The 18,927-nt window shown below is 42.2% G+C and carries 21 protein-coding genes; 3 read left to right on the top strand and 18 right to left on the bottom strand.

From position 1 onward, the window contains the following. Nucleotides 1-24: 24 nt before the first annotated feature. The 17 genes from K2225_RS01175 to K2225_RS01095 form a co-directional block, all read right to left on the bottom strand. Nucleotides 25-1,053, bottom strand: a complete 1,029-nt coding sequence (locus tag K2225_RS01175) for an AbrB family transcriptional regulator (RefSeq protein WP_220583132.1) — start codon at nucleotides 1,051-1,053, stop codon at nucleotides 25-27. A gap of 86 nt (nucleotides 1,054-1,139) precedes the next feature. Next, nucleotides 1,140-1,712: a TetR/AcrR family transcriptional regulator gene (locus K2225_RS01170; protein ID WP_220583131.1), complete on the bottom strand. Its 573-nt coding sequence runs from the start codon at nucleotides 1,710-1,712 to the stop codon at nucleotides 1,140-1,142. 66 nt (nucleotides 1,713-1,778) lie between these two features. After that, entirely contained in the window at nucleotides 1,779-2,738 is a 960-nt protein-coding gene (msrB, locus tag K2225_RS01165; RefSeq protein ID WP_255574083.1) for a peptide-methionine (R)-S-oxide reductase MsrB, read from the bottom strand. A gap of 96 nt (nucleotides 2,739-2,834) precedes the next feature. After that, entirely contained in the window at nucleotides 2,835-3,383 is a 549-nt protein-coding gene (locus K2225_RS01160; RefSeq protein ID WP_255574081.1) for a YqfQ family protein, read from the bottom strand. Nucleotides 3,384-3,427: 44 nt separating this feature from the next. Then, a complete protein-coding gene (locus tag K2225_RS01155; protein WP_220583129.1) occupies nucleotides 3,428-4,132 on the bottom strand; it encodes a uracil-DNA glycosylase in 705 nt (234 codons plus the stop codon). A gap of 179 nt (nucleotides 4,133-4,311) precedes the next feature. Next, nucleotides 4,312-7,425, bottom strand: coding sequence for an AAA family ATPase (locus tag K2225_RS01150; protein ID WP_220583128.1), 3,114 nt, complete (start codon nucleotides 7,423-7,425; stop codon nucleotides 4,312-4,314). Nucleotide 7,426: 1 nt separating this feature from the next. Then, nucleotides 7,427-8,581 carry an exonuclease SbcCD subunit D gene (locus K2225_RS01145; RefSeq protein WP_220583127.1) on the bottom strand — a complete coding sequence of 385 codons (1,155 nt, stop codon included), beginning with the start codon at nucleotides 8,579-8,581 and terminating at the stop codon, nucleotides 7,427-7,429. Between the two features lie 15 nt (nucleotides 8,582-8,596). Then, the gene (locus tag K2225_RS01140; RefSeq protein WP_146816174.1) at nucleotides 8,597-8,815 is read right to left on the bottom strand and encodes a YozE family protein; all 219 of its coding nucleotides are present in this window, start codon (nucleotides 8,813-8,815) and stop codon (nucleotides 8,597-8,599) included. Between the two features lie 183 nt (nucleotides 8,816-8,998). Then, nucleotides 8,999-9,721, bottom strand: a complete 723-nt coding sequence (gene tatC / locus K2225_RS01135) for a twin-arginine translocase subunit TatC (protein WP_220583982.1) — start codon at nucleotides 9,719-9,721, stop codon at nucleotides 8,999-9,001. 111 nt (nucleotides 9,722-9,832) lie between these two features. Then, the gene (gene tatA / locus K2225_RS01130) at nucleotides 9,833-10,021 is read right to left on the bottom strand and encodes a twin-arginine translocase TatA/TatE family subunit (protein WP_089652525.1); all 189 of its coding nucleotides are present in this window, start codon (nucleotides 10,019-10,021) and stop codon (nucleotides 9,833-9,835) included. Nucleotides 10,022-10,066: 45 nt separating this feature from the next. After that, complete coding sequence (locus K2225_RS01125) at nucleotides 10,067-10,243, bottom strand: twin-arginine translocase TatA/TatE family subunit (protein WP_089652603.1); 177 nt, start codon at nucleotides 10,241-10,243, stop codon at nucleotides 10,067-10,069. 132 nt (nucleotides 10,244-10,375) lie between these two features. Beyond that, nucleotides 10,376-10,975, bottom strand: a complete 600-nt coding sequence (mobA, locus tag K2225_RS01120; protein ID WP_220583126.1) for a molybdenum cofactor guanylyltransferase — start codon at nucleotides 10,973-10,975, stop codon at nucleotides 10,376-10,378. After that, the gene (locus tag K2225_RS01115) at nucleotides 10,975-11,469 is read right to left on the bottom strand and encodes a dihydrofolate reductase (protein WP_220583125.1); all 495 of its coding nucleotides are present in this window, start codon (nucleotides 11,467-11,469) and stop codon (nucleotides 10,975-10,977) included. Before K2225_RS01115 ends, mobA begins: the two co-directional genes overlap by 1 nt. A gap of 362 nt (nucleotides 11,470-11,831) precedes the next feature. Further along, on the bottom strand, nucleotides 11,832-12,791 hold the full coding sequence (locus K2225_RS01110; protein WP_220583124.1) for a thymidylate synthase: 960 nt from the start codon (nucleotides 12,789-12,791) through the stop codon (nucleotides 11,832-11,834). Continuing rightward, entirely contained in the window at nucleotides 12,778-13,395 is a 618-nt protein-coding gene (locus tag K2225_RS01105; protein ID WP_220583123.1) for an HD domain-containing protein, read from the bottom strand. The genes K2225_RS01110 and K2225_RS01105 overlap by 14 nt, the downstream gene beginning before the upstream one ends. Before the next feature lie 9 nt (nucleotides 13,396-13,404). Next, nucleotides 13,405-14,259 carry a DUF72 domain-containing protein gene (locus tag K2225_RS01100; protein ID WP_220583122.1) on the bottom strand — a complete coding sequence of 285 codons (855 nt, stop codon included), beginning with the start codon at nucleotides 14,257-14,259 and terminating at the stop codon, nucleotides 13,405-13,407. Nucleotides 14,260-14,366: 107 nt separating this feature from the next. After that, on the bottom strand, nucleotides 14,367-16,037 hold the full coding sequence (locus K2225_RS01095; RefSeq protein WP_220583121.1) for a formate--tetrahydrofolate ligase: 1,671 nt from the start codon (nucleotides 16,035-16,037) through the stop codon (nucleotides 14,367-14,369). Between the two features lie 303 nt (nucleotides 16,038-16,340). On the opposite strand from K2225_RS01095, the gene cspD reads away from it, so the two are divergent. The 3 genes from cspD (at nucleotide 16,341) to K2225_RS01080 (ending at nucleotide 18,491) form a co-directional block, all read left to right on the top strand. Then, nucleotides 16,341-16,541, top strand: coding sequence for a cold-shock protein CspD (gene cspD, locus K2225_RS01090; protein ID WP_146816158.1), 201 nt, complete (start codon nucleotides 16,341-16,343; stop codon nucleotides 16,539-16,541). Nucleotides 16,542-17,391: 850 nt separating this feature from the next. Continuing rightward, nucleotides 17,392-18,069, top strand: a complete 678-nt coding sequence (locus K2225_RS01085) for a queuosine precursor transporter (RefSeq protein ID WP_220583120.1) — start codon at nucleotides 17,392-17,394, stop codon at nucleotides 18,067-18,069. Nucleotides 18,070-18,083: 14 nt separating this feature from the next. Beyond that, a complete protein-coding gene (locus tag K2225_RS01080; RefSeq protein WP_220583119.1) occupies nucleotides 18,084-18,491 on the top strand; it encodes a ribonuclease HI family protein in 408 nt (135 codons plus the stop codon). Between the two features lie 9 nt (nucleotides 18,492-18,500). Here K2225_RS01080 and K2225_RS01075 read toward each other — a convergent pair whose 3' ends face one another. Further along, nucleotides 18,501-18,788 (bottom strand): DUF6123 family protein, encoded by a 288-nt coding sequence (locus K2225_RS01075; RefSeq protein WP_220583118.1) that lies wholly within the window; start codon nucleotides 18,786-18,788, stop codon nucleotides 18,501-18,503. Nucleotides 18,789-18,927 lie beyond the last annotated feature (139 nt).

Here is an 18,927-nt window from a genome sequence, read left to right as displayed (position 1 = left end):
TTTAATTCGAGATAATGTCAAAACTCAAGTTCTTAACTTTTTGAACAACCAGGGAAGCAATAGGACGATGATCAATAATCGTATCGTCTGCAAGGAGCTGACGATTGCAGGTTCACCGCCCGTTTGTTCAGCGGTGATGGACATTTCTACCAGACCCCCAGGCGCAAGAGCCAAAACAGCTGTTTTAGGTTCCATGGTTGTCCACCAACTCAATAAAAAAGCCATTCCAATTCCTACCCCTATCATGGAAACAGCTAAAACCAAGAAAGCTATGCAAGTCTTCCCAGCTGTAATAATCTCTTTTATAGACACTGTATGTCCTAAGTATGCCCCTATAAGAAATTGAGCAAGCGTGAAAAACAGCTCCGGTAAAGGATAGAAAGGGACACCAGTGGTTTGGAGAGAACCTACAAAAAGCATGGGAATGATGACGAGTGAAGCTGGAATCCACTTTCTCAATTTCCAACCTGTCCAACCAGCTGCCAAATATAAAGGGATGGTATAAATAGAACCTTTATACACCGCTCCGGATACACCAGCTCCGACTGTTGCTGAGTGATCGAAATTCCCATGTGTGACGTAAAAAGGAATGATAAACAGGACGCTCATCAAACGTAATGTATGGAAAATGGTCACAAGTGCGCTATTCCCTTCCATTGAATCACTCACAGCAATCATGGCCGACAGTCCGCCTGGAGAGCTCCCTACAAGCGCTGTCGTTTTATCTATGGCCCCATATTTGGAAATGTACCAACCAGCTAGTAAACTGATCGCAATCATCGCTGATGTTAGAATGGTATAAGGAATCAAATAAGGACCGATGGAACGAAAGGTTTCCGCACTGAATGTAAGACCAATCTGGATTCCTAGTAAAACGAAAGCCGTATTTTTTGTCGAGGGGCCTGCTTCCGATTCCAATGACGTGAGGGATTTAGCAAGTACGATGAACACGAACGGCCCTAATATCCATGGGATCGGCAGGTTCAAAAGATCGAACAAAAGCCCGCCCGGCCCTGCAATTATGTAGGTCTTCATTTTGTTTGAAGCTCTCATGGAGCGAGCGCTCCTTTCGGATGATCTAAAAGGATTGAGAAAATGAGAAATACAAGAAACCGCTCCCCATTCGGGAAGCGGTACATTTATTCTTTTTTCAAACCATATTCAATCATTCTAAAAAGTTGATCCGTCATTTCTTTTACTCCATATTTGTGTCTGGTGGGAAATAATATGGAATGGAAAATGAGATCGGCCACCATTTCACTCTCTATATCATTCTTCCAGATACCTGTTCTCTTTGCATCTTCAATCCATTTCAGCATTTGGTCATACGTTCCCATTAGATCTTCATGAATTTTTGTGCGATAGAATAGAGCAAGGGTATGGTCACTGCTCTGAAGCTCCCGGATCATTTGATCGATATGGTGAGTTTCTGCATGGTCGAGAAAGATGAATAGTAAATGGTATAGCTTCTGATTGGGGGCATCCTCTTCAGGAATTGCATCAATTTGAGCCGTCATGTCTTCCATCATAGTTCTCATATAGGAGAGAATGAGATCTTCTTTATTTTTAAAATATTCGTAAAGGGTGCTTCTGCTCACCTGGAGCTCCTCCGCCAGTTTTTTAAAATGAACCCCGTGGATTCCCTCTCTCCTGAGCAAAGCACCTGTTTCATGTAAAATTTCTTCTTTTGTAAGAATTCGTTTCCTTCCCAATTCGGTACCTCCTCAAACTACCTTCATTATATCATCATCAAAGGTGAGAAGGGCACCCGTTGGGCTTTACTGAAAAAGGTACATCAAATATCCATATCCTTTTTCTTCCATTTCTTCTTTAGGAATGAATTGCAAAGCAGCAGAATTGATACAATAGCGCAATCCGCCTTGAGCTTTCGGTCCATCTTCGAACACATGGCCGAGATGGGAGTCCGCCCTGTCACTCCGGACTTCCGTACGGAACATGCCATGAGACCGATCGACTTCTTCTTTCACCTGTTGCTTTTCAATCGGCTTTGTAAAGCTGGGCCAGCCACAGCCCGCATCATATTTATCTTTCGAACTGAACAGCGGTTCTCCTGAAACAATATCAACATAAATGCCTTCGTCTTCGTGATCATAAAATTCATTTTGAAAAGGGCGTTCGGTCGCATTCTCCTGCGTAACTTTATACTGAATATCGGTTAGGCGATGCTTTAATTCTTTCTCGTCTTTTTCATAACTCCATCGATCTTTTATAAAATCAGCTCGTCCAGACCCTTTTTTGTACCGTTTGTAATGAAAACGATTCTTCTTATAATAATCCTGGTGCTTATCTTCAGCTGGATAAAATGTTTCGGCCGGCAGAATTTCTGTTACAATCGGGTCTTTGAATTTTCCAGATGCTGCAATTTCATTTTTACTCTCTTCCGCCACTTGCTTTTGTCTTTCGTTATGATAATAGATGGCTGTCGTGTAAGAGTGACCTCGGTCAGCGAATTGACCACCAGCATCTGTAGGATCGATTTGCTGCCAAAAAAGCTCAACCAGCCGCTCATAAGGGAAAATGGTTGGGTCGAAAGTGATCTGCACTGCTTCCCTGTGCCCTGTCGTCTCTGTGACCACCTGCATATATGTCGGGTTTTCTGTATGTCCCCCTGTATAGCCTGAAACGATGGATTCGATTCCAGGGCGTTCATCGAAAGGTTCGACCATACACCAGAAGCATCCTCCTGCGAATGTCGCTTTTTCTAATCGTGTACTCAATATAAAACCTCCTAAAGGCATAGGCTCTGAATTCTATTTGTGGGTATGTTCTTATTCTTGCTAACTCCACAAAAAAAATCAAGCTACACGCACAGCCTAAATGAATAATTTAGGCTGTGATGCACCTTGAGATCGTTTTTTTACTTTTTTCTTTTCAAGCACACTGGTGGATTCCCAATCTTGAGAAACAGAAGTCTTTTCACTGCTTTCATCCAATGAGACGAGACTCTCATCATCATCGTCGTCTGGTTCATTCATGATTTTCATCATATTAATCATGGCTGGGATGTTTTTGAGCATCGGTCCGTATTGCTGCATCATAGGTGCTGCCGATTGCATGGCTTTGAGGGCCGTCTGCATATGACCGAGCCACCCAACTCCTCCTGACTTTGCAGCTGTACCTGCAGCACCAAGAGCCTGTGCACCAAAACCAGTACCTCCACCTCCACCAAGAACCCCCGGGAATCCAGAACCGAAACCTGTATTTCCTAAAAAGCCTGGAGCACCATAGCCACTAAAGCCTCCGAACCCCCGAGTTCCTGCATTTATATACGGAGCCATCGACCGCATCATTTGCGGTGCAGCTTGCTGAAACCCTGGAAACTGGCCCATAGGAGGGAAAGGCGGTTGACCTGTCGGAAACATAAAAACCCCTCCGAAACATTAGAATACTCTAGCATATGCCTTTTTTATGAACTGGTTTGGGCTCCTGTCTCTGTGCTCATATGGGGGAGCGACCAATCCACCGGATCCATTCCGTTACCGGATAAAAACATATTCGCCTGCGAAAAGGGCCGACTTCCGAAAAAGCCTCTATGTGCTGCAAAAGGACTGGGATGGGAAGAAGTCACGACCAGATGTTTTTCACGATCGATGAACGCCCCCTTCTTTTGTGCATGTTTCCCCCATAAAAAGAATACCACCGGCTTCTTTCTTTCATTCAATGATTGGATGACGGCATCGGTGAACGTTTCCCATCCTAGCCCTCTGTGAGAATTTGCATCCCCTTCCCTTACTGTTAAGACATCATTTAAGAGAAGCACTCCCTGTTCTGCCCAAGAACGAAGGAAGCCATGATTCGGGGGTTGCACACCTAGATCCGCTTCTAGTTCTTTGTAGATATTACGAAGGGACGGCGGGATGCGGTTGCCGGGTAGAACTGAAAAACTGAGACCATGAGCCTGGTTCTTTCCGTGATAAGGATCCTGCCCTAGAATCACAACTTTCGTTGACTCATATGATGTGTACTGGAGGGCTGCGAATACATCTTCCCAAGCAGGATGGATAGAGTTGTCTTTATATTCCCTCTCTAAAACACTTTGTAATTCTTTGAAATAATCTTTTGTAAACTCATCGTGCAAACGAATTTCCCAATCATTCGTTGGCAGGAACATACGAACACCTCCTCTATGAATAATCTCTGATAATGTTTCAGATATTTCCCGGGCAAGCGCATAATATGACACAAGTTTTTCTTTATTTCCATTATAGAAACATAGAATTTGGAGACTGCTGTTGAACGATGGCGTTTCTTCACAAAAATTCTTACCTAATGCGGGAAATATTCCTTTCATTATTGAAAGACAAATTTAACTTTTGATCCTTCCGGTCCTGATTCTATTTGCAATTTCGCAGGTATTTCCTCTTTCAATTGCTGCACATGGGAAATAATCCCGAGCATCCGGTTGCCGTCCTGGAGACCTCTAAGACAGCCAATCGCTTGTTCCAAAGAAAGATCATCCAGTGTTCCGAAACCTTCATCGATGAACAATGTGTCCAACTGAACACCACCAGCATGGGCCTGAACAACATCGGCCATCCCGAGAGCTAAGCTTAGGGATGTTTTAAAGCCTTCCCCACCAGATAATGTTCTCACTGAACGCTGTTGTCCTGTATGATGGTCAATGACTTCAAGATCGAGCCCACTTTGTGCCCCTCGCTTTGCAATGGAATCGCTCCGGATAAGTTGATAACGGTGGTCCGTCATTTGATCCAAGCGCAAATTGGCCTGAATAAGAATTTCATCCAAGTAAGAAGCCAGTACATACCTTTCCAAAGAGAGGCGTAAGTGGTTGTCCCCGTTTGCGATTTGAGCCAATTCAGCAATATCATAATATTTCGCTGCGAGCTCTCCTTGTTCTTCTACCAGTTTCCGGATATTTTCTCGTATGGCTTCATTTTGTTGCAGCGAAATATTAAGTTGATTGACAATTCCCCGCTGCTCATTCAATTTTTCCTGCATTTCTTCCAATTTCTCCTGTGTATTGGATAATTCTGGCCTTTCTTGATCATGTAGCTTTTCATTTAACTCCTCCAACCGCTCATGGACGACATTTACTCGTTGGCGATACTGTTGGATTTCATTTATCATTTGTTCCATCTTTTGAGGAGATCTAATGGCCGATTGATATTCCTCGACTGAACCAAATGAAAATTGAACAAGCGTTTGATCAAATTCTGTTTTCCGTTGTTCTAAAGCCTTTTTCCCTTGCTCCAAGTAGTTTTGTCCTTCTTCTACAGAGGTTTGGATCTTCTGCCATTCGTCCCGTTTTCTTTGATATAAGTTTTGGATATCTTTCCAATTCTTATCTGCATCTTTATATGCACGTTCAAGCTTTGCCGCTTCTTCAACCAATTTTTCAGGGCGAACCGTCAACGAAGGTAAGTTTTCTTCCAGTGATTCCAATTCTGTTTTTCGTTTGGTTTGCTCCTGCTGCTGTTCATTAATTGTTTGCTGAAGCACGTCTTTTTTTCCTTGCAGGGATTCCAATTGTTGATCCATCTCGTCCATTTTCTTTTCGATCGCTTGTATGTCTTCGATTTTTTCTTTAAGATCGTTATATTCTTGCAGTATTTTTTCCATCTCACCCGCGCAGGTCTGTCTTTCTTTTTCAATTGCATCTTCAGAAAGATCCTGTTTCATATCTAGATCGCTCCAGATGCTCTCCGTCAATTGCCTTTGCGCTTCCCCTTCGGATTTCACCTGAATCAATTCATCCTGAGCCTTTTCGAAAGATCGTTCCACTTCTTTATAGCGCTCTCTAAGCCGGTCGACCTGTTCTTCACTCATCACACCATCCGGCTTCCCGGCCGTTTCTGGATGTTCAGATGATCCGCAGACCGGGCACGGTTTGCCATCACTTAAATGTAAGGATAGGGTGTAGGCATGATGTTTTCTAATCTCATCCAACGCTTTTTCGTAAGACTCTTTTGTTGACTGTAACGTTTGTTTCTTCTCCAGATAGTGTTTAGAAACTGACTGATATTGTGTGCGTAGCTTGGCCAACTGCAACCACTCTTTGGATAAACGTTCAATGGTTTCCTTTCTGGTTTTCAATGTTTGATAAGCCTGCTTTTTCTCATAAGCCGCTTCTCTTAAAGGCCTTTCGCCTTTTATTTTTTCTTTCATCCATTTCGTGTTTTCATGAATCTTTTGTTCCGTCTCCTTTAAATCTGAGAAGGAACGACGATTATTGGCCATTTCCTTTTCGAGATTTTCCAGTCCCTGATTCTTTTTCAGGAAGTCTTCCAAATGTTCTTTTTCTTTTAATTTCTGTTGCCAGGATTCTTTCAACCTGTCGCGTTCTTCTTGTTGATCTGCTTTCTTAACATACTCTTCCTGAATCCTATCAAACTCTGATTTTACACGGTTGTATGTTTCTTCTCTCTTTTTTTGACTCTCGCGGAGCTGATCAAGCTCTGTTTTTCGTTCTTCATACTGCTTCTCATAAGGACGAACCTCAGCAGCCTGTTTAGCCTCGGCATGCTCTTCCTCCAGACCTTTGATGACAGGGGAATGTTCCTTAAGTTTCTGATTTTCCGTGGACAACTTGTCCCTTTCTTCATATAAATCCAGGAGTTGCTTTGATTCATAGTATTGGTTTTGCAGGTGCTCTGTCGTTTGCTGGAGTTGATTCACATAGCTTTTTTCATCAGAAATGAGTTGTTTTTGACGATTGATCCGGTGATTAAGTCGTTCCCGAACCTTCGAGAGTTCTTCATTTTCTAGTTCAACATCATTCTCTTCTCCCCAAACGATCCTCTCTTTCTCCTGGGAAATTTTCCATTCGAATTGGTTGATCTCTGTTTCCAGTTCCTTCGACTGTTTCTTGAAGTAATCGGTCACTTCTGCGAAAAACTCCGTTTTGAAGATGCGTTGCAGGATTTCCTCTCTCTCTTTACTATTCTCAGAAATCAGCTTACGGAATTCCCCTTGGGGAATCATAATCATTTTTCGGAATTGTTCATAATCAAGACCCAGAATGTCTTCAATATATTCGTTCACTTCTTTAATCTTTGATGCTACCAGTTTCTCTTCTTCACCTTGTTGGATATAAAAATCGGCCCGGGCAGGGTCTTCTTTCCACCCTTCCCCGCGCTCCTTTTTTTTCATCTGCTTCGGCATACGTACAATTCGATACGTCTTGCCCCGCAATTCGAAAGTAAATTCTACATAGGTCGGCTCTTCTGAATCTGCGAAATGACTACGCATAGAGTCCTGATCCCGATCACTTCCACTTGCCCTTCCATAGAGGGCAAAGCACATCGCATCAAAGATTGTTGTTTTTCCTGCTCCTGTAGGACCGGTGATGAGGAAAATCGATTCTTCTCCTAAAGTTGTAAAATCAACAACTTGTTTATGTCGATAAGGACCGAAAGCCGCCATCGTAAGAGTGAGTGCTTTCATCTTATTTCCCCCTCTCTTCTTTCCTTAACTTATCTATGGCTCGTTCAATCAATTCTTTCCGTTCTGAAGGTATGGATTCCCCTTTAATATCTTCATAGAAAGAAGCGAAAAGATCGGCATGTGATAGCTTCTGGCGCTTTTTGACTTCCTGCAGTTCTTCCATCTGAAGGTTTGTCTTTGACCTTCGCCTTTCCAAATGTAGGATATTCGGGTAAACTTTACGTAATTTGCCCATAGGATCCACAAGCTGTCCATCATCTAAGAGGCGGACGTGCAGGTAGTTTTCGGGGTTGTCGGTGGCCTCTCCGACAAGCAGGTCTTCAAAGTAACCTTCAATGACTTGAAAGTCTCTGATTGGAGTGAGTGGAATCTTTTCCCACTCGCAGGATCCTTCTTGATCCATGTGAACCATCGTCACAGTTTTTTCATGATTAACTTCAGAAAAGGAATATTTCAAAATGGAGCCGCTGTACCTTATATAATCTTCTGTTACTCTCTGAGGCTGATGAAGGTGGCCAAGGGCGACATAAGAAAAAGCTTTGAATAAGCGGGCGTCCACGTATGGACTCCCACCAATCATAGAGAGCCTCTCTTCAGATTCCGACTCCATTCCCCCAGCCAAAAAGGAGTGGCCGATCCATACATGACGATCGGCCATGTTAAAGCGCTGCTCGATATCATTGATCAAAACTTCTGCTGCCTGTTGATGGGTTTTAATACTTTCATCTTCAAACGCATAGGCCACTTCAGCTGGTTCTACGTAAGGAATCAGGTGAAAATGAACAGGTCCGTCTTGATCGTACAATGTCACAGGCTCTCTATCTTTTATTATTTTTGTATCTAAAAAGAGCCCTTGTTTCCTAAACATTTGACTCCCAAAGTTTAACCGATCTGGACTATCATGGTTACCCGAAATGGCCAGTACAGGAACTTGGTAATCATTAATGAGGGTCGTTAACGTTTCATTCAGCAATTCCACCGCTTGTTTGGGTGGAATAGAGCGATCGTAGAGGTCCCCGGCAATAATAATGACATCCGGCTTTTCTCTGTCTACAATTTCAACGAACTTTTGAAGGATATGGCGCTGGTCTTCCGTCATATGTACATAGTTCACGATTTTCCCCAAATGCCAGTCAGCCGTGTGTAAAATTTTCATGGGTCCACCTCCCTTTTATTCTTCTTCTATTTGGTATTTCTCATATAATTGATCAAAAACAGATAAAGCAGAAGGAAAAGGTGCATTCCATTCTAAGTAGGAACTGATTTCGTCATAAGATTTCGCCTGCTTTGGGAAGCTGTGGTCATCGAACATCCATTCAGCGAGTTGTTTTTCCTCATTATTTTTCTTGTTCCCTCTGTATCTCATCATGTAGTGATAAAAAGATCTCATTCATTTGTTCCTCCTCGCATATTCCTACATTATTTTTATCACGTTCCGGGCTGCACAGCAAAAGATAATATTGTAAAACGAAAACTTGACCTTTTTAGTATTAAAGAAATCAATCAATAAAAAGCCCAGAGATGTGCATCTCTGGGCCACTTCAAGTGCCTTCATATTCAATGATTTACAGATCTAATCTTCAGATTCCATGAATTCACGGTGATTTTTAAGTTTCTTACGGTAGACGATCCTTGATAGGATAATGCTTACCTCATATAAGAAAATCAAAGGTACCGCAACCACCAACTGCAAGATGAAATCCGGTGGAGAAATGATGGTTCCTATGATGATCAAAATAAAATACGCATATTTACGTACCTTCACTAAAAAGACGGGATTGACGATGCCGAGACTTGTTAAGAACATAATGATGATCGGTATCTCAAATAAAACTGCAAAAGGAATCGTCACCCTGAAGAGAAACCGGAAATACCGCTCCACGGTGTATATTTCATTGAACATACCATTATTGAGTGATAACAGAAACGGCAGAATCAGCTGGACAAATACGATGTAGCCAAACGTCAGCCCCGCAAGGAACAATAAAAAAATCGCCGGTACGTAGGAAAGCGATACCCTCCGTTCCTTTGGTGTTAAGGCAGGTTTAACGAACAACCATATTTGCAGTGACAAGATAGGCAGTGTCCCTACGATTGCTACAAGGCTTGCAATTGTGAAAATAATCCAAATGATCTCACCTGGACTTGTCATATTCAGTTCAAATGGTAAATCTTTAATAAAGAAGGTCTGTATTTTTTCAACATAGATAAAACCTACGATGAAGAATGTGATAAAAAAAGCTAACGTCCATAAAATGCGTTTACGAAGTTCACTCAAGTGATCGGTCACATTCATTTCAATATCCTGAGTTATTTTCTGTTCTGACACTACATTCACCTCCAGGCTGATAGGAGCCTGACAAAAAGAAGATGTAAGGGAAAGACCCTTACACCTTCTTTATTCATTTTATTCTTTGGTTTTCTTTTCTGTCTTACTGCTTTCATCATCAGACATGATGTCCCCTGTAGCTTTCTTGAACTCTTTAAGAGAACTCCCAAATGCTTTCCCTATTTCAGGAAGTTTGGAAGGGCCGAAAACGACAAGTGCGATGATTAAGATCAGAATGAGACCTGGTACACCAATGCTTGATAACATGGTCAATCACTCCATTAGTTATGTCTTAGGGAATTTGTGCTTATGTTATTTATTCGTCTTTTCTTCACTAGAGTCACTTGTAAGATCGCGAGCAGAATTTTTAAATTCTTTTAACGTTTCTCCAGCAGCCTTACCGATTTCAGGTAACTTTTTCGGACCGAAGATGACTAACGCAATCGTCAAAATCAAAATCAGACCTGGTATTCCGATACTTGACAGCATGTCCATTCACCGCCTTCAACACGTACTTTATATCCATTTTACAAGAGTGAACAAAGAAAAGAAACAACTTCACGAAAAATTTCTTCCCATCTTTGTCGTACCTATCATATCATGCGCTGTATTCTATTGTCTCTATTTCTTCCTCTTTTTAAACAAGTCACAGGCTAAAGCATAATCCTCCGGCGTATTCATATTAAAGAAGTGCATGGATAGTTCTTCCTGATCGACGCCTGGATAAGTGTCCAGTTCTTTGACTTTAATACCATCGAAAAGCCCTCTGACTTTCCGGCCGCCTTGAGCAAGATAGGTTTCTAATTTGTCTAGAATCCGGCTATTATACACGCCGGAGATGGGGTGAAAACGCCCCTCATAGATGGGAATCACGGCATCAAACGTTTCATCCGCCTCCTGAATTAGATGACGGTAAACCTTTTCACTAACGAAAGGAGTATCACAGGCAGCCATAACAATCCAGGTGGCCGGCTTTTCTTTCATCACCGCATGCAAACCAGCGAGTGGTCCTGCATCTTCATATAGATCTCGGACGACATGATAAGGCTCATTTTTTCGTTCTTTTTGATTTACTATGATCGTGTCGGTCACTTGTGACAGAGAGTGAGCAATCAACTCCAATGAGGTCATAGAACCGAAATTCAATGAAGACTTAGCGGTCCCCATTCTTGTCGATCCACCCCCATTGAGAATTACTGCACACAAATCCTTTTGATCCATCAAGATTTCTTCCGGTCGTAGGTACGGAAATAATAGTCGTACGGGTTGTTTTCATCTTTCAGACCCTTTGTCTCGGAAACTAGTGTCCAATCGGATTCGTCATACTCCGGAAAATAAGTATCCCCTTCAAAGCTTGCATCAATATAAGTCAAATACATCCGGTCTGCATATGGGAGCATTTTTTCAAAAAGAACACTTCCTCCGATCACAAACCATTCTTTATCAGGGTTGTTTTTATCCATTTGTAGAATTTCATCTATGGAATGGATCACTGTACATCCTTCCCTGTCGTAATTTTTATTGCTTGTAATTACGATGTGCTCCCGCTCAGGAAGAGGTTGAGGAAAAGACTCGAATGTTTTCCTACCCATGATGATAGTTTTTCCCCATGTGGTGTCCTTGAAAAATTTAAAGTCGTTCGGAATATGCCATGGTAAATCATTGTCTTTTCCAATCAGTCTGTTTTTATCCATTGCAAATATGAATGAAATCATCCTTAACACCTCTTTTTTTATTTTCAGTTATTAAAGTATATTGCAGGATTCTTTAAGACCCATTTTCGAGATGTTTATAGAGTAGATGGTGCGCGGGGAATGACTCCCCCCTTGCTATAACAGTGTCTTGATACCACTTATTCCCAACTTGAAGGAGGTGAGTAGTTTAATCTACCCGGATTATATATATCCATTGCTAATGCTAGATACAGAGCGCTTCCTGCGTGCAGCTAAGGAACAATGGAAGACCGCCCTGGTTGGTGAGAGAGGCCGTTTCCCAACCACCTCACCCACTTAATCAGGCAAACAAACTCTGGTTATCTCGAAGTGGAGTCATCAGTTCGAAAAACATTAACTTTGAGTTATACAGCTACCGGAGCTTTAATGCTCGGATGAGGATCATAACCTTCGATGGTGATATCCTCCAATTCAAAATCAAAAATGCTTTCTTTTTCCTTATTCAAGGATATCGACGGTAAGGATCTAGGTTCTCTAGATAATTGTTCAGTGATCTGCTTCGTATGGTTGCTGTAAATATGAGCATCTCCAAGCGTATGAATAAATTCACCGACTTCCAACCCGCACTCATGTGCGATCAGATGGGTAAGCAACGCATAACTAGCAATATTGAACGGGACACCTAAGAAAATGTCGCCGCTCCTTTGATACAACTGACAGGATAATTTTCCATCCGCGACATAAAACTGAAAAAGAGCATGACATGGGGGCAAAGCCATATTCGACGGGACATCCTCTGGATTCCAGGCAGTAACAATATGTCTTCGTGAATCAGGGTTATTCTTTATGCTTTCGACAACATTTTGAAGCTGATCGATGGTTTGCCCTCTGCTTGTCTTCCATTCCCTCCATTGCTTTCCGTAAACCGCTCCGAGATCACCGAACTCTTTTGCAAACGCATCGTCATAGAGGATCTTTTCCTTGAACTTTTCCATCTGCTCTTTGTACTGATTGTTGAATTCATCATCCACCTGGCTCCGGCGCCCAAAATCAGACATATCTGGGCCTTGATAGTCTTCGCTCTCCACCCATTTTTGAAAAGCCCACTCATTCCAAATGTTATTCTTATGCTTCAATAAATAGCGGATATTCGTATCTCCTTTTATGAACCATAACAGTTCACTAGCAATCAACTTGAAAGGAACACGCTTTGTGGTCATAAGCGGAAACCCTTCTTGAAGATCAAACCGCATCTGATGTCCAAAAACAGAAAGAGTACCGGTCCCTGTTCGATCGCCCTTTGTATTTCCTTCTTTTAATACGTATTCACACATATTCAAATAAGCTTTTTCATTCTGTGACATGTCTCGTCTCCTCCCTGCATGCTTGTTCACGGTGGAACTCTTCTAAGTATTGAAGCATGAATTGATGGCGCTTTTCAGCTTCTTGCTTTCCACTCTCGGTAATCATCAATCCTTTTAATTTTAAAAGTTTTTCATAAAAATGATCGATGGCATCCTTTCTGTCTTTTTTATAAATCGGTTGATTAATCGTCCCGCCATAAGCAAAAGCTCTTGCAATGCCTATGGCTCCTATGGCATCTAATCGGTCAGCATCTTGAATGATCTCTCCGAGTCTCGAATTGGGAACCATACCTTTTGAAAAAGAAACCGTACGAATCGCTTCAGCGATACTATCGACCTCCTCTTCTGTAAAACCGAGATCTACAAGGAGTTTATCCCTTTCGTGAACTGCCTGTTCTGGTTCAGAGAACAGTTTTCGATCCCCTACATCATGAAGGAGGGCTGTCACTTCACATAAAAATGGATCTTCATCTTCCTTCACCGCGATGTATTTAGCCCATGAGGCCACTCTGGTCATGTGGACGTCATCGTGTCCACTCGGTTCGTCTTTGAATAGATCTTGTATATAATCCTTTATTTGTTCGAGTGCTTTTCTTCTGTCCATGCTTCCCTCCTAAAAGTTAAACAGGTCCATTTGGCGTGGATTAAGGTCGTCATACTTGATATCCAGGAGTTCTTGCATCTGTTTAGCATTGTCTGCTGCATCGCCCCCAGAATTATTGTTAAACAAAAGAGTGACCTCTGGTGTCTCTTCTTCGAGCTTTAACGCCTGCTCTTTCCACTCCTGTAACTCCTCCTCGTTATACCGATACAAAAAGCGGACTTTACGCCAGTCTTTTCGTCCATTTTTGTTCCAACCATGTATATTGCGCCCATGAAAACGGACCAATGTCTTTTCAGGATGGGTGGGTACAAGAATACGAGGTACAGAGCCCTCTCCTGCTTGTGGTTCATCACAAATGCTGTGAATCCATTGTTGATCTTTCATAAAAGATAACGTTTGTTCATAGTAGGCAGGCTCGAACCATGTACGGTTCCTAAACTCCAGCGCCAATGGATAATCTTCCATCCACTCCCGGATATAACGGAGTTTTCTTATGTTCTCTTTACGTACATCAAACCAAGGAGGAAATTGGAACAACAGAGCGTTTACCTGACCACTTTCCCATACGGGCTGGATGGATTCTTCGTAACGCTTCATCAAATCCTTCGCTTCCTGTACAGTCCTTGATTCTCTGTCATGACCTGTCAATTGTTGAAATGCCTTAATGACAAATGAAAAGGACTCGGGCGTTTCCTTCAGCCACTTTTCATAACGGGAAACGGGTTGAATTGCATAAAAGGCTGTATCTACTTCAACGACAGGAAAATGAGAAGCATAAGCAGATAATTTCTCTTCAGATCTCGTCCGATCCGAATAAAGAGCAGGATGGTCTCCCCAACCTGTCAAACCAATGCGTATCGTCATACTAAGTCCCCCCACCATCGTTTAACGGTTCCTTCTCTTCATTCACTTTCAAACCTAAAAATAAATGGCCGACTTGTGATTATAGCAGATCTTAATCAAGCCTTGTATTAAAATAAACCATGGATGATGCCCTTGTCGTCTACATCCATCTTCAAAGCGGCAGGTTGCTTCGGCAATCCTGGCATAGTCATAACTTCCCCTGTTAAAGCGACGAGGAAACCGGCTCCTATCGATGGATAGACCTCTCTTACGGTCACCCTGAAGTCTTGCGGACGGCCCAGCTTTTTAGGATCATCAGATAAGGAATATTGAGTTTTAGCCATACAAATAGGTAGATCACCAAAACCGAGTTCTTTCAGTTGTCGAATTTGTTTTTCAGCTTTCGAAGAAAAATCAGCTCCATCTGCTCCATATACATGCGTCACAATTTTACCGATCTTTTCTTCTATTGAATCTTCTAATTCGTAAATATACTTCATGGGAGCGTTTTTCTTTTCGCAAGCACCCATCACTTTTTCTGCCAGGTCCTCCCCGCCTTTGCCACCTTCGGCGAAGACATTTGTAAGAGATACCTCAACCCCCTGCTCTTCACACCATTGAGTGAGGAATTCAATTTCCCGATCGGTATCGGAAGGGAATTGGTTGATCGCTACAACAAAAGGAAGACCATACTGCTGGATGGTTTCCATATGCTTTTTCAAATTTCCGATCCCATCCTTTAATGCTTCCACGCTTTCACTTTCCAGCAAACCTTTTTCCATACCCCCATGCATTTTAAGAGCTCTTATTGTAGCTACTATGACCACTGCATCAGGTTCAAGGTCGCCTGCTCTTGTTTTAATATCCAAAAATTTCTCAGCTCCAAGATCAGCTCCGAAGCCAGCCTCTGTCACCACATAATCTCCTAATTTTGCCGCTAAGTTTGTGGCCATCACACTGTTACATCCATGGGCAATATTCGCAAATGGTCCTCCATGAATAATCGCTGGCGTGTTCTCAAGGGTTTGCACAAGGTTCGGTTTGATCGCATCCTTTAAAAGAAGTGTTAAAGCCCCTTCCACTCCTAGCTGGTGGACTTGAACGGGTTTTTTGTCATAGGTGTACCCAATCACTATTTCCGCTAGTCTCTGTTTCATATCAGGAAGATCTTTCGCTAAACAAAGGATCGCCATAATTTCAGATGCAACGGTAATGTTAAAGCCATCTTCTCTCGGAACTCCTTTCACAGGGCCTCCAAGACCGACAATTACTTCTCGTAAAGCTCGGTCATTTAAATCCATCACACGCTTCCAGGTAACTCTTCGCGGATCGATGTTAAGTTCATTACCTTGATGAATATGATTGTCTATGAATGCAGAAAGCGCATTGTTCGCTGATGTAATGGCATGGATATCTCCGGTAAAGTGCAGATTAATCTCCTGCATCGGTACAACCTGGGAATACCCTCCCCCTGCTGCTCCGCCTTTTATTCCCATCGTAGGTCCGAGGGAAGGCTCTCTCAGTGCGATCACTGCGCGTTGATTCAACCTGTTTAAGGCTTGTCCCAATCCGACCGTTACTGTGGACTTCCCTTCTCCGGCCGGTGTGGGGTTGATGGATGTCGTTAAGATAATTTTCCCTTTTTTTCGATCAGAGAGTTTATTCAACAGATGATCCGACAATTTAGCCTTATAGTGTCCATAAGGTTCCCAATCTTCCTCGGATAAGTTCAACTGTTCAGCAATCTGTTGGATGGGTTTCATATTAGCTTCTAAAGCAATTTCTATATCGGATTTCATTGTAAATCTTTCCTTTCCTTATGTATCTTTTATCATTGTACCTGACTCTCCTTATGAGATATAGTATCCCATCCGAGCAAACGATTACAAACTGCTGAAATTTATTATAGTCAGAATGTTGACGCTCCTTTTTTCATACGATATATTTGAGGTAAGCAAATAACACGATCGGAAACGTAAATGACAGGTAACTCCTCATAGAAGTGCTTCGGATTTTATTGTTCCGGACCTACTATGAGGTTTTTTTCGGTCTGATATTTGTAATTTCCACGTTTTACGTGCAAGATTTAGGAGGAACAAATCATGCAAAATGGTACAGTCAAATGGTTCAACGCAGAAAAAGGTTACGGTTTCATTCAAGTTGAGGGTGGAAACGACGTATTCGTACACTTCTCTGCTATCCAGGAAGAAGGCTTCAAATCTCTAGAAGAAGGTCAAGCTGTAAGTTTCGAAATCGTAGAAGGCGACCGCGGTCCACAAGCTGCGAACGTTGTGAAAGAATAGATGGATCATCAAAAAGCAATCTCCCCGGAGATTGCTTTTTCTTTTTTCTTTTCTCTCTAAAGACTAACCATATATATCCCCACTCAATATTCAAGATTAGCTTCCTTTTCTTGAAGACTCAGTTTCGAGACGATTGTGTAGTTCTAGGGGCTCCGGGAAAAGGTTCGCTTTCCATAGGGCGGGCGCTGAGCCTCCTCAGGCTATGCCTTCCGGGGTCTCATCTGTCTCACACGTCCCATAGGAGTCTCACCTTTCCCCTCCTCCCCTCTATCAAATAAGTGACTCGAAACCACTTATGTTTTCATATTAAGGGAGCTGTCGGAATATATACTTGTCAAGCTAGCATCTTGATCGTGATATTTTAATATAGAGAGCTTTTTAACTAGAGAGCAGCGATTTTGGAAGTTTTTCTAGACTGTATGTGGATTTCACTTCTCACAACCATACAAGCTGATTTTCTAGAAGTGGTTTCAAGAATCTTCCTTGGCAAAGGGGCGGATGGGAATGGGGAGACTCCTATATTTAGTATGGAGACCAACCCTCGGTCAGCGGCGTATGGACTGAGCTGGCGGTGATAAAGGAAACACGAAGAACGGAGTGATTCGATGTTGACTTATCGTACAGAAGCGAGGGAAGTCTCATCAGCCGATAGGGCTGGAACCGGATATCCAAGCAGGGGGAGACCCCACAGGACGCTGAAGTGAACTGACCTCAACAATCCTGCCATATTATTGAATAAGAGTAATCATTCTTGTCAAATAGCTCGTACCATCGTATAATGGATCGCTGTTGGTTCTATTTACCCGCGGTTCGTAAACTCCCGCGATACCAAAACTAAGGAGGAAATACGATGAGTAACGAAATCTTATGGATATTATTTGCATTCATTAACTTCGGATTATTAATTGGAATTTACCGGTTGTTCGGAAAACCCGGTTTGTTTGTATGGATCGGAATGTCCACCGTCCTTGCGAATATCCAAGTGGTCAAAACAATAGAGATGTTTGGCCTCAATGCGACTCTTGGGAATATTGTCTATGGAACCGCCTTTCTAGCTACCGATATTCTCAATGAGAAATACGGAAAAAAAGAGGCGAGAAAAGCAGTGTGGTTAGGTTTTTCCACATTAATCATTATGACAATCATCATGCAGTTCGCCATTCTTTTCAACCCAGGTGAAAACGACATCGCTCAACCAGCCTTGCAGTCTTTATTTGGTCTCGTCCCGAGAATTGCACTTGGCAGCATGCTTGCTTATATTGCAAGCCAATATTTTGACGTATGGTTATATGCTAAACTGAAAGATCAGTTCCCCTCTGATCGTGCGCTTTGGATCAGGAACAATGGGAGTACAATGATCAGTCAATTGTTAGATACGAGCATCTTCTGTTTCATCGCTTTTTTCGGTTTGTATCCTTTCGAGATTTGGCTTGAGATTTTCATCACAACGTATATCATCAAGTTCGTCGTGGCAGCTTTGGATACACCATTCTTTTATTTGGCTAAAAAAATGCCGCATTCTGAATGAGGAGGTCATGAGCCATGTTGGAAGTGTACACAGACGCTGCTTGCAGTGGAGAGCCAGGCCCGAGTGCTGCAGGAGTGGTCATTAAACAAAACCAAAAAACGGAAGAGTATCAATTTTATTTAGGGACTTGGACCAATCATGAAGCAGAGTTCCTCGCCATCATCCATGCTTTGCAGGTATGCAGGGAGAAATATTCAGGAGAAATCATCTCGATCAGGTCTGATTCAAAAATCGCCGTGGATACAATGGATAAGCGATACACAAAAAATCAGAAATTCCTTCCCTTGTTTGAAAAAATTATGAACCTTGAAGAAAACTTTTCCTATGTGTTTTATAAATGGATTCCTGACAAACAAAATAAAAATGCAGACCGCCTGGCCAGAGAGTGCCTACAGACAAAACAAAACCCAGATCAGCAATGATCTGGGTTTTTATTTTTGTGTCGTCCTTGCAATGGAAAGTTGTTCTTCAATGGATTCATAGGCCATTCTTTTACTTGTGATGGATGCATTTGAAATAAGTTCTAAAATACTAATAAAAAAACTTGGATCAAAGGACTGTTGAAGTTTTAAAGTCATGTTAACTGCTACAATGGTTTTCCATTCCGGAGCATGAGAAGAGTTATTTCCGAAATATATAAATTGCACATCCTCATCACTCAATTTGAATCCCTTACTCCAAAGATCTTCCAAGAAGTAAGCTAACGTGTCTCTATCCATAATACTCTCCTAACCTGATCCGTCATCGGTATGTATTTTCGACATTTTTCTATATCATAACAAAAATTTTGAAGTGATCGACAGTAAGTCCTTAATTTTTCACCAAATTTTTATTCTCTCTTCACAGGTTCCAAACATG

Source organism: Halobacillus sp. Nhm2S1, assembly GCF_019599545.1.
In the GTDB taxonomy this organism is placed as follows: Bacteria; Bacillota; Bacilli; order Bacillales; family Halobacillaceae; genus Halobacillus.
This window is presented reverse-complemented; position numbering and strand designations above follow the sequence as displayed.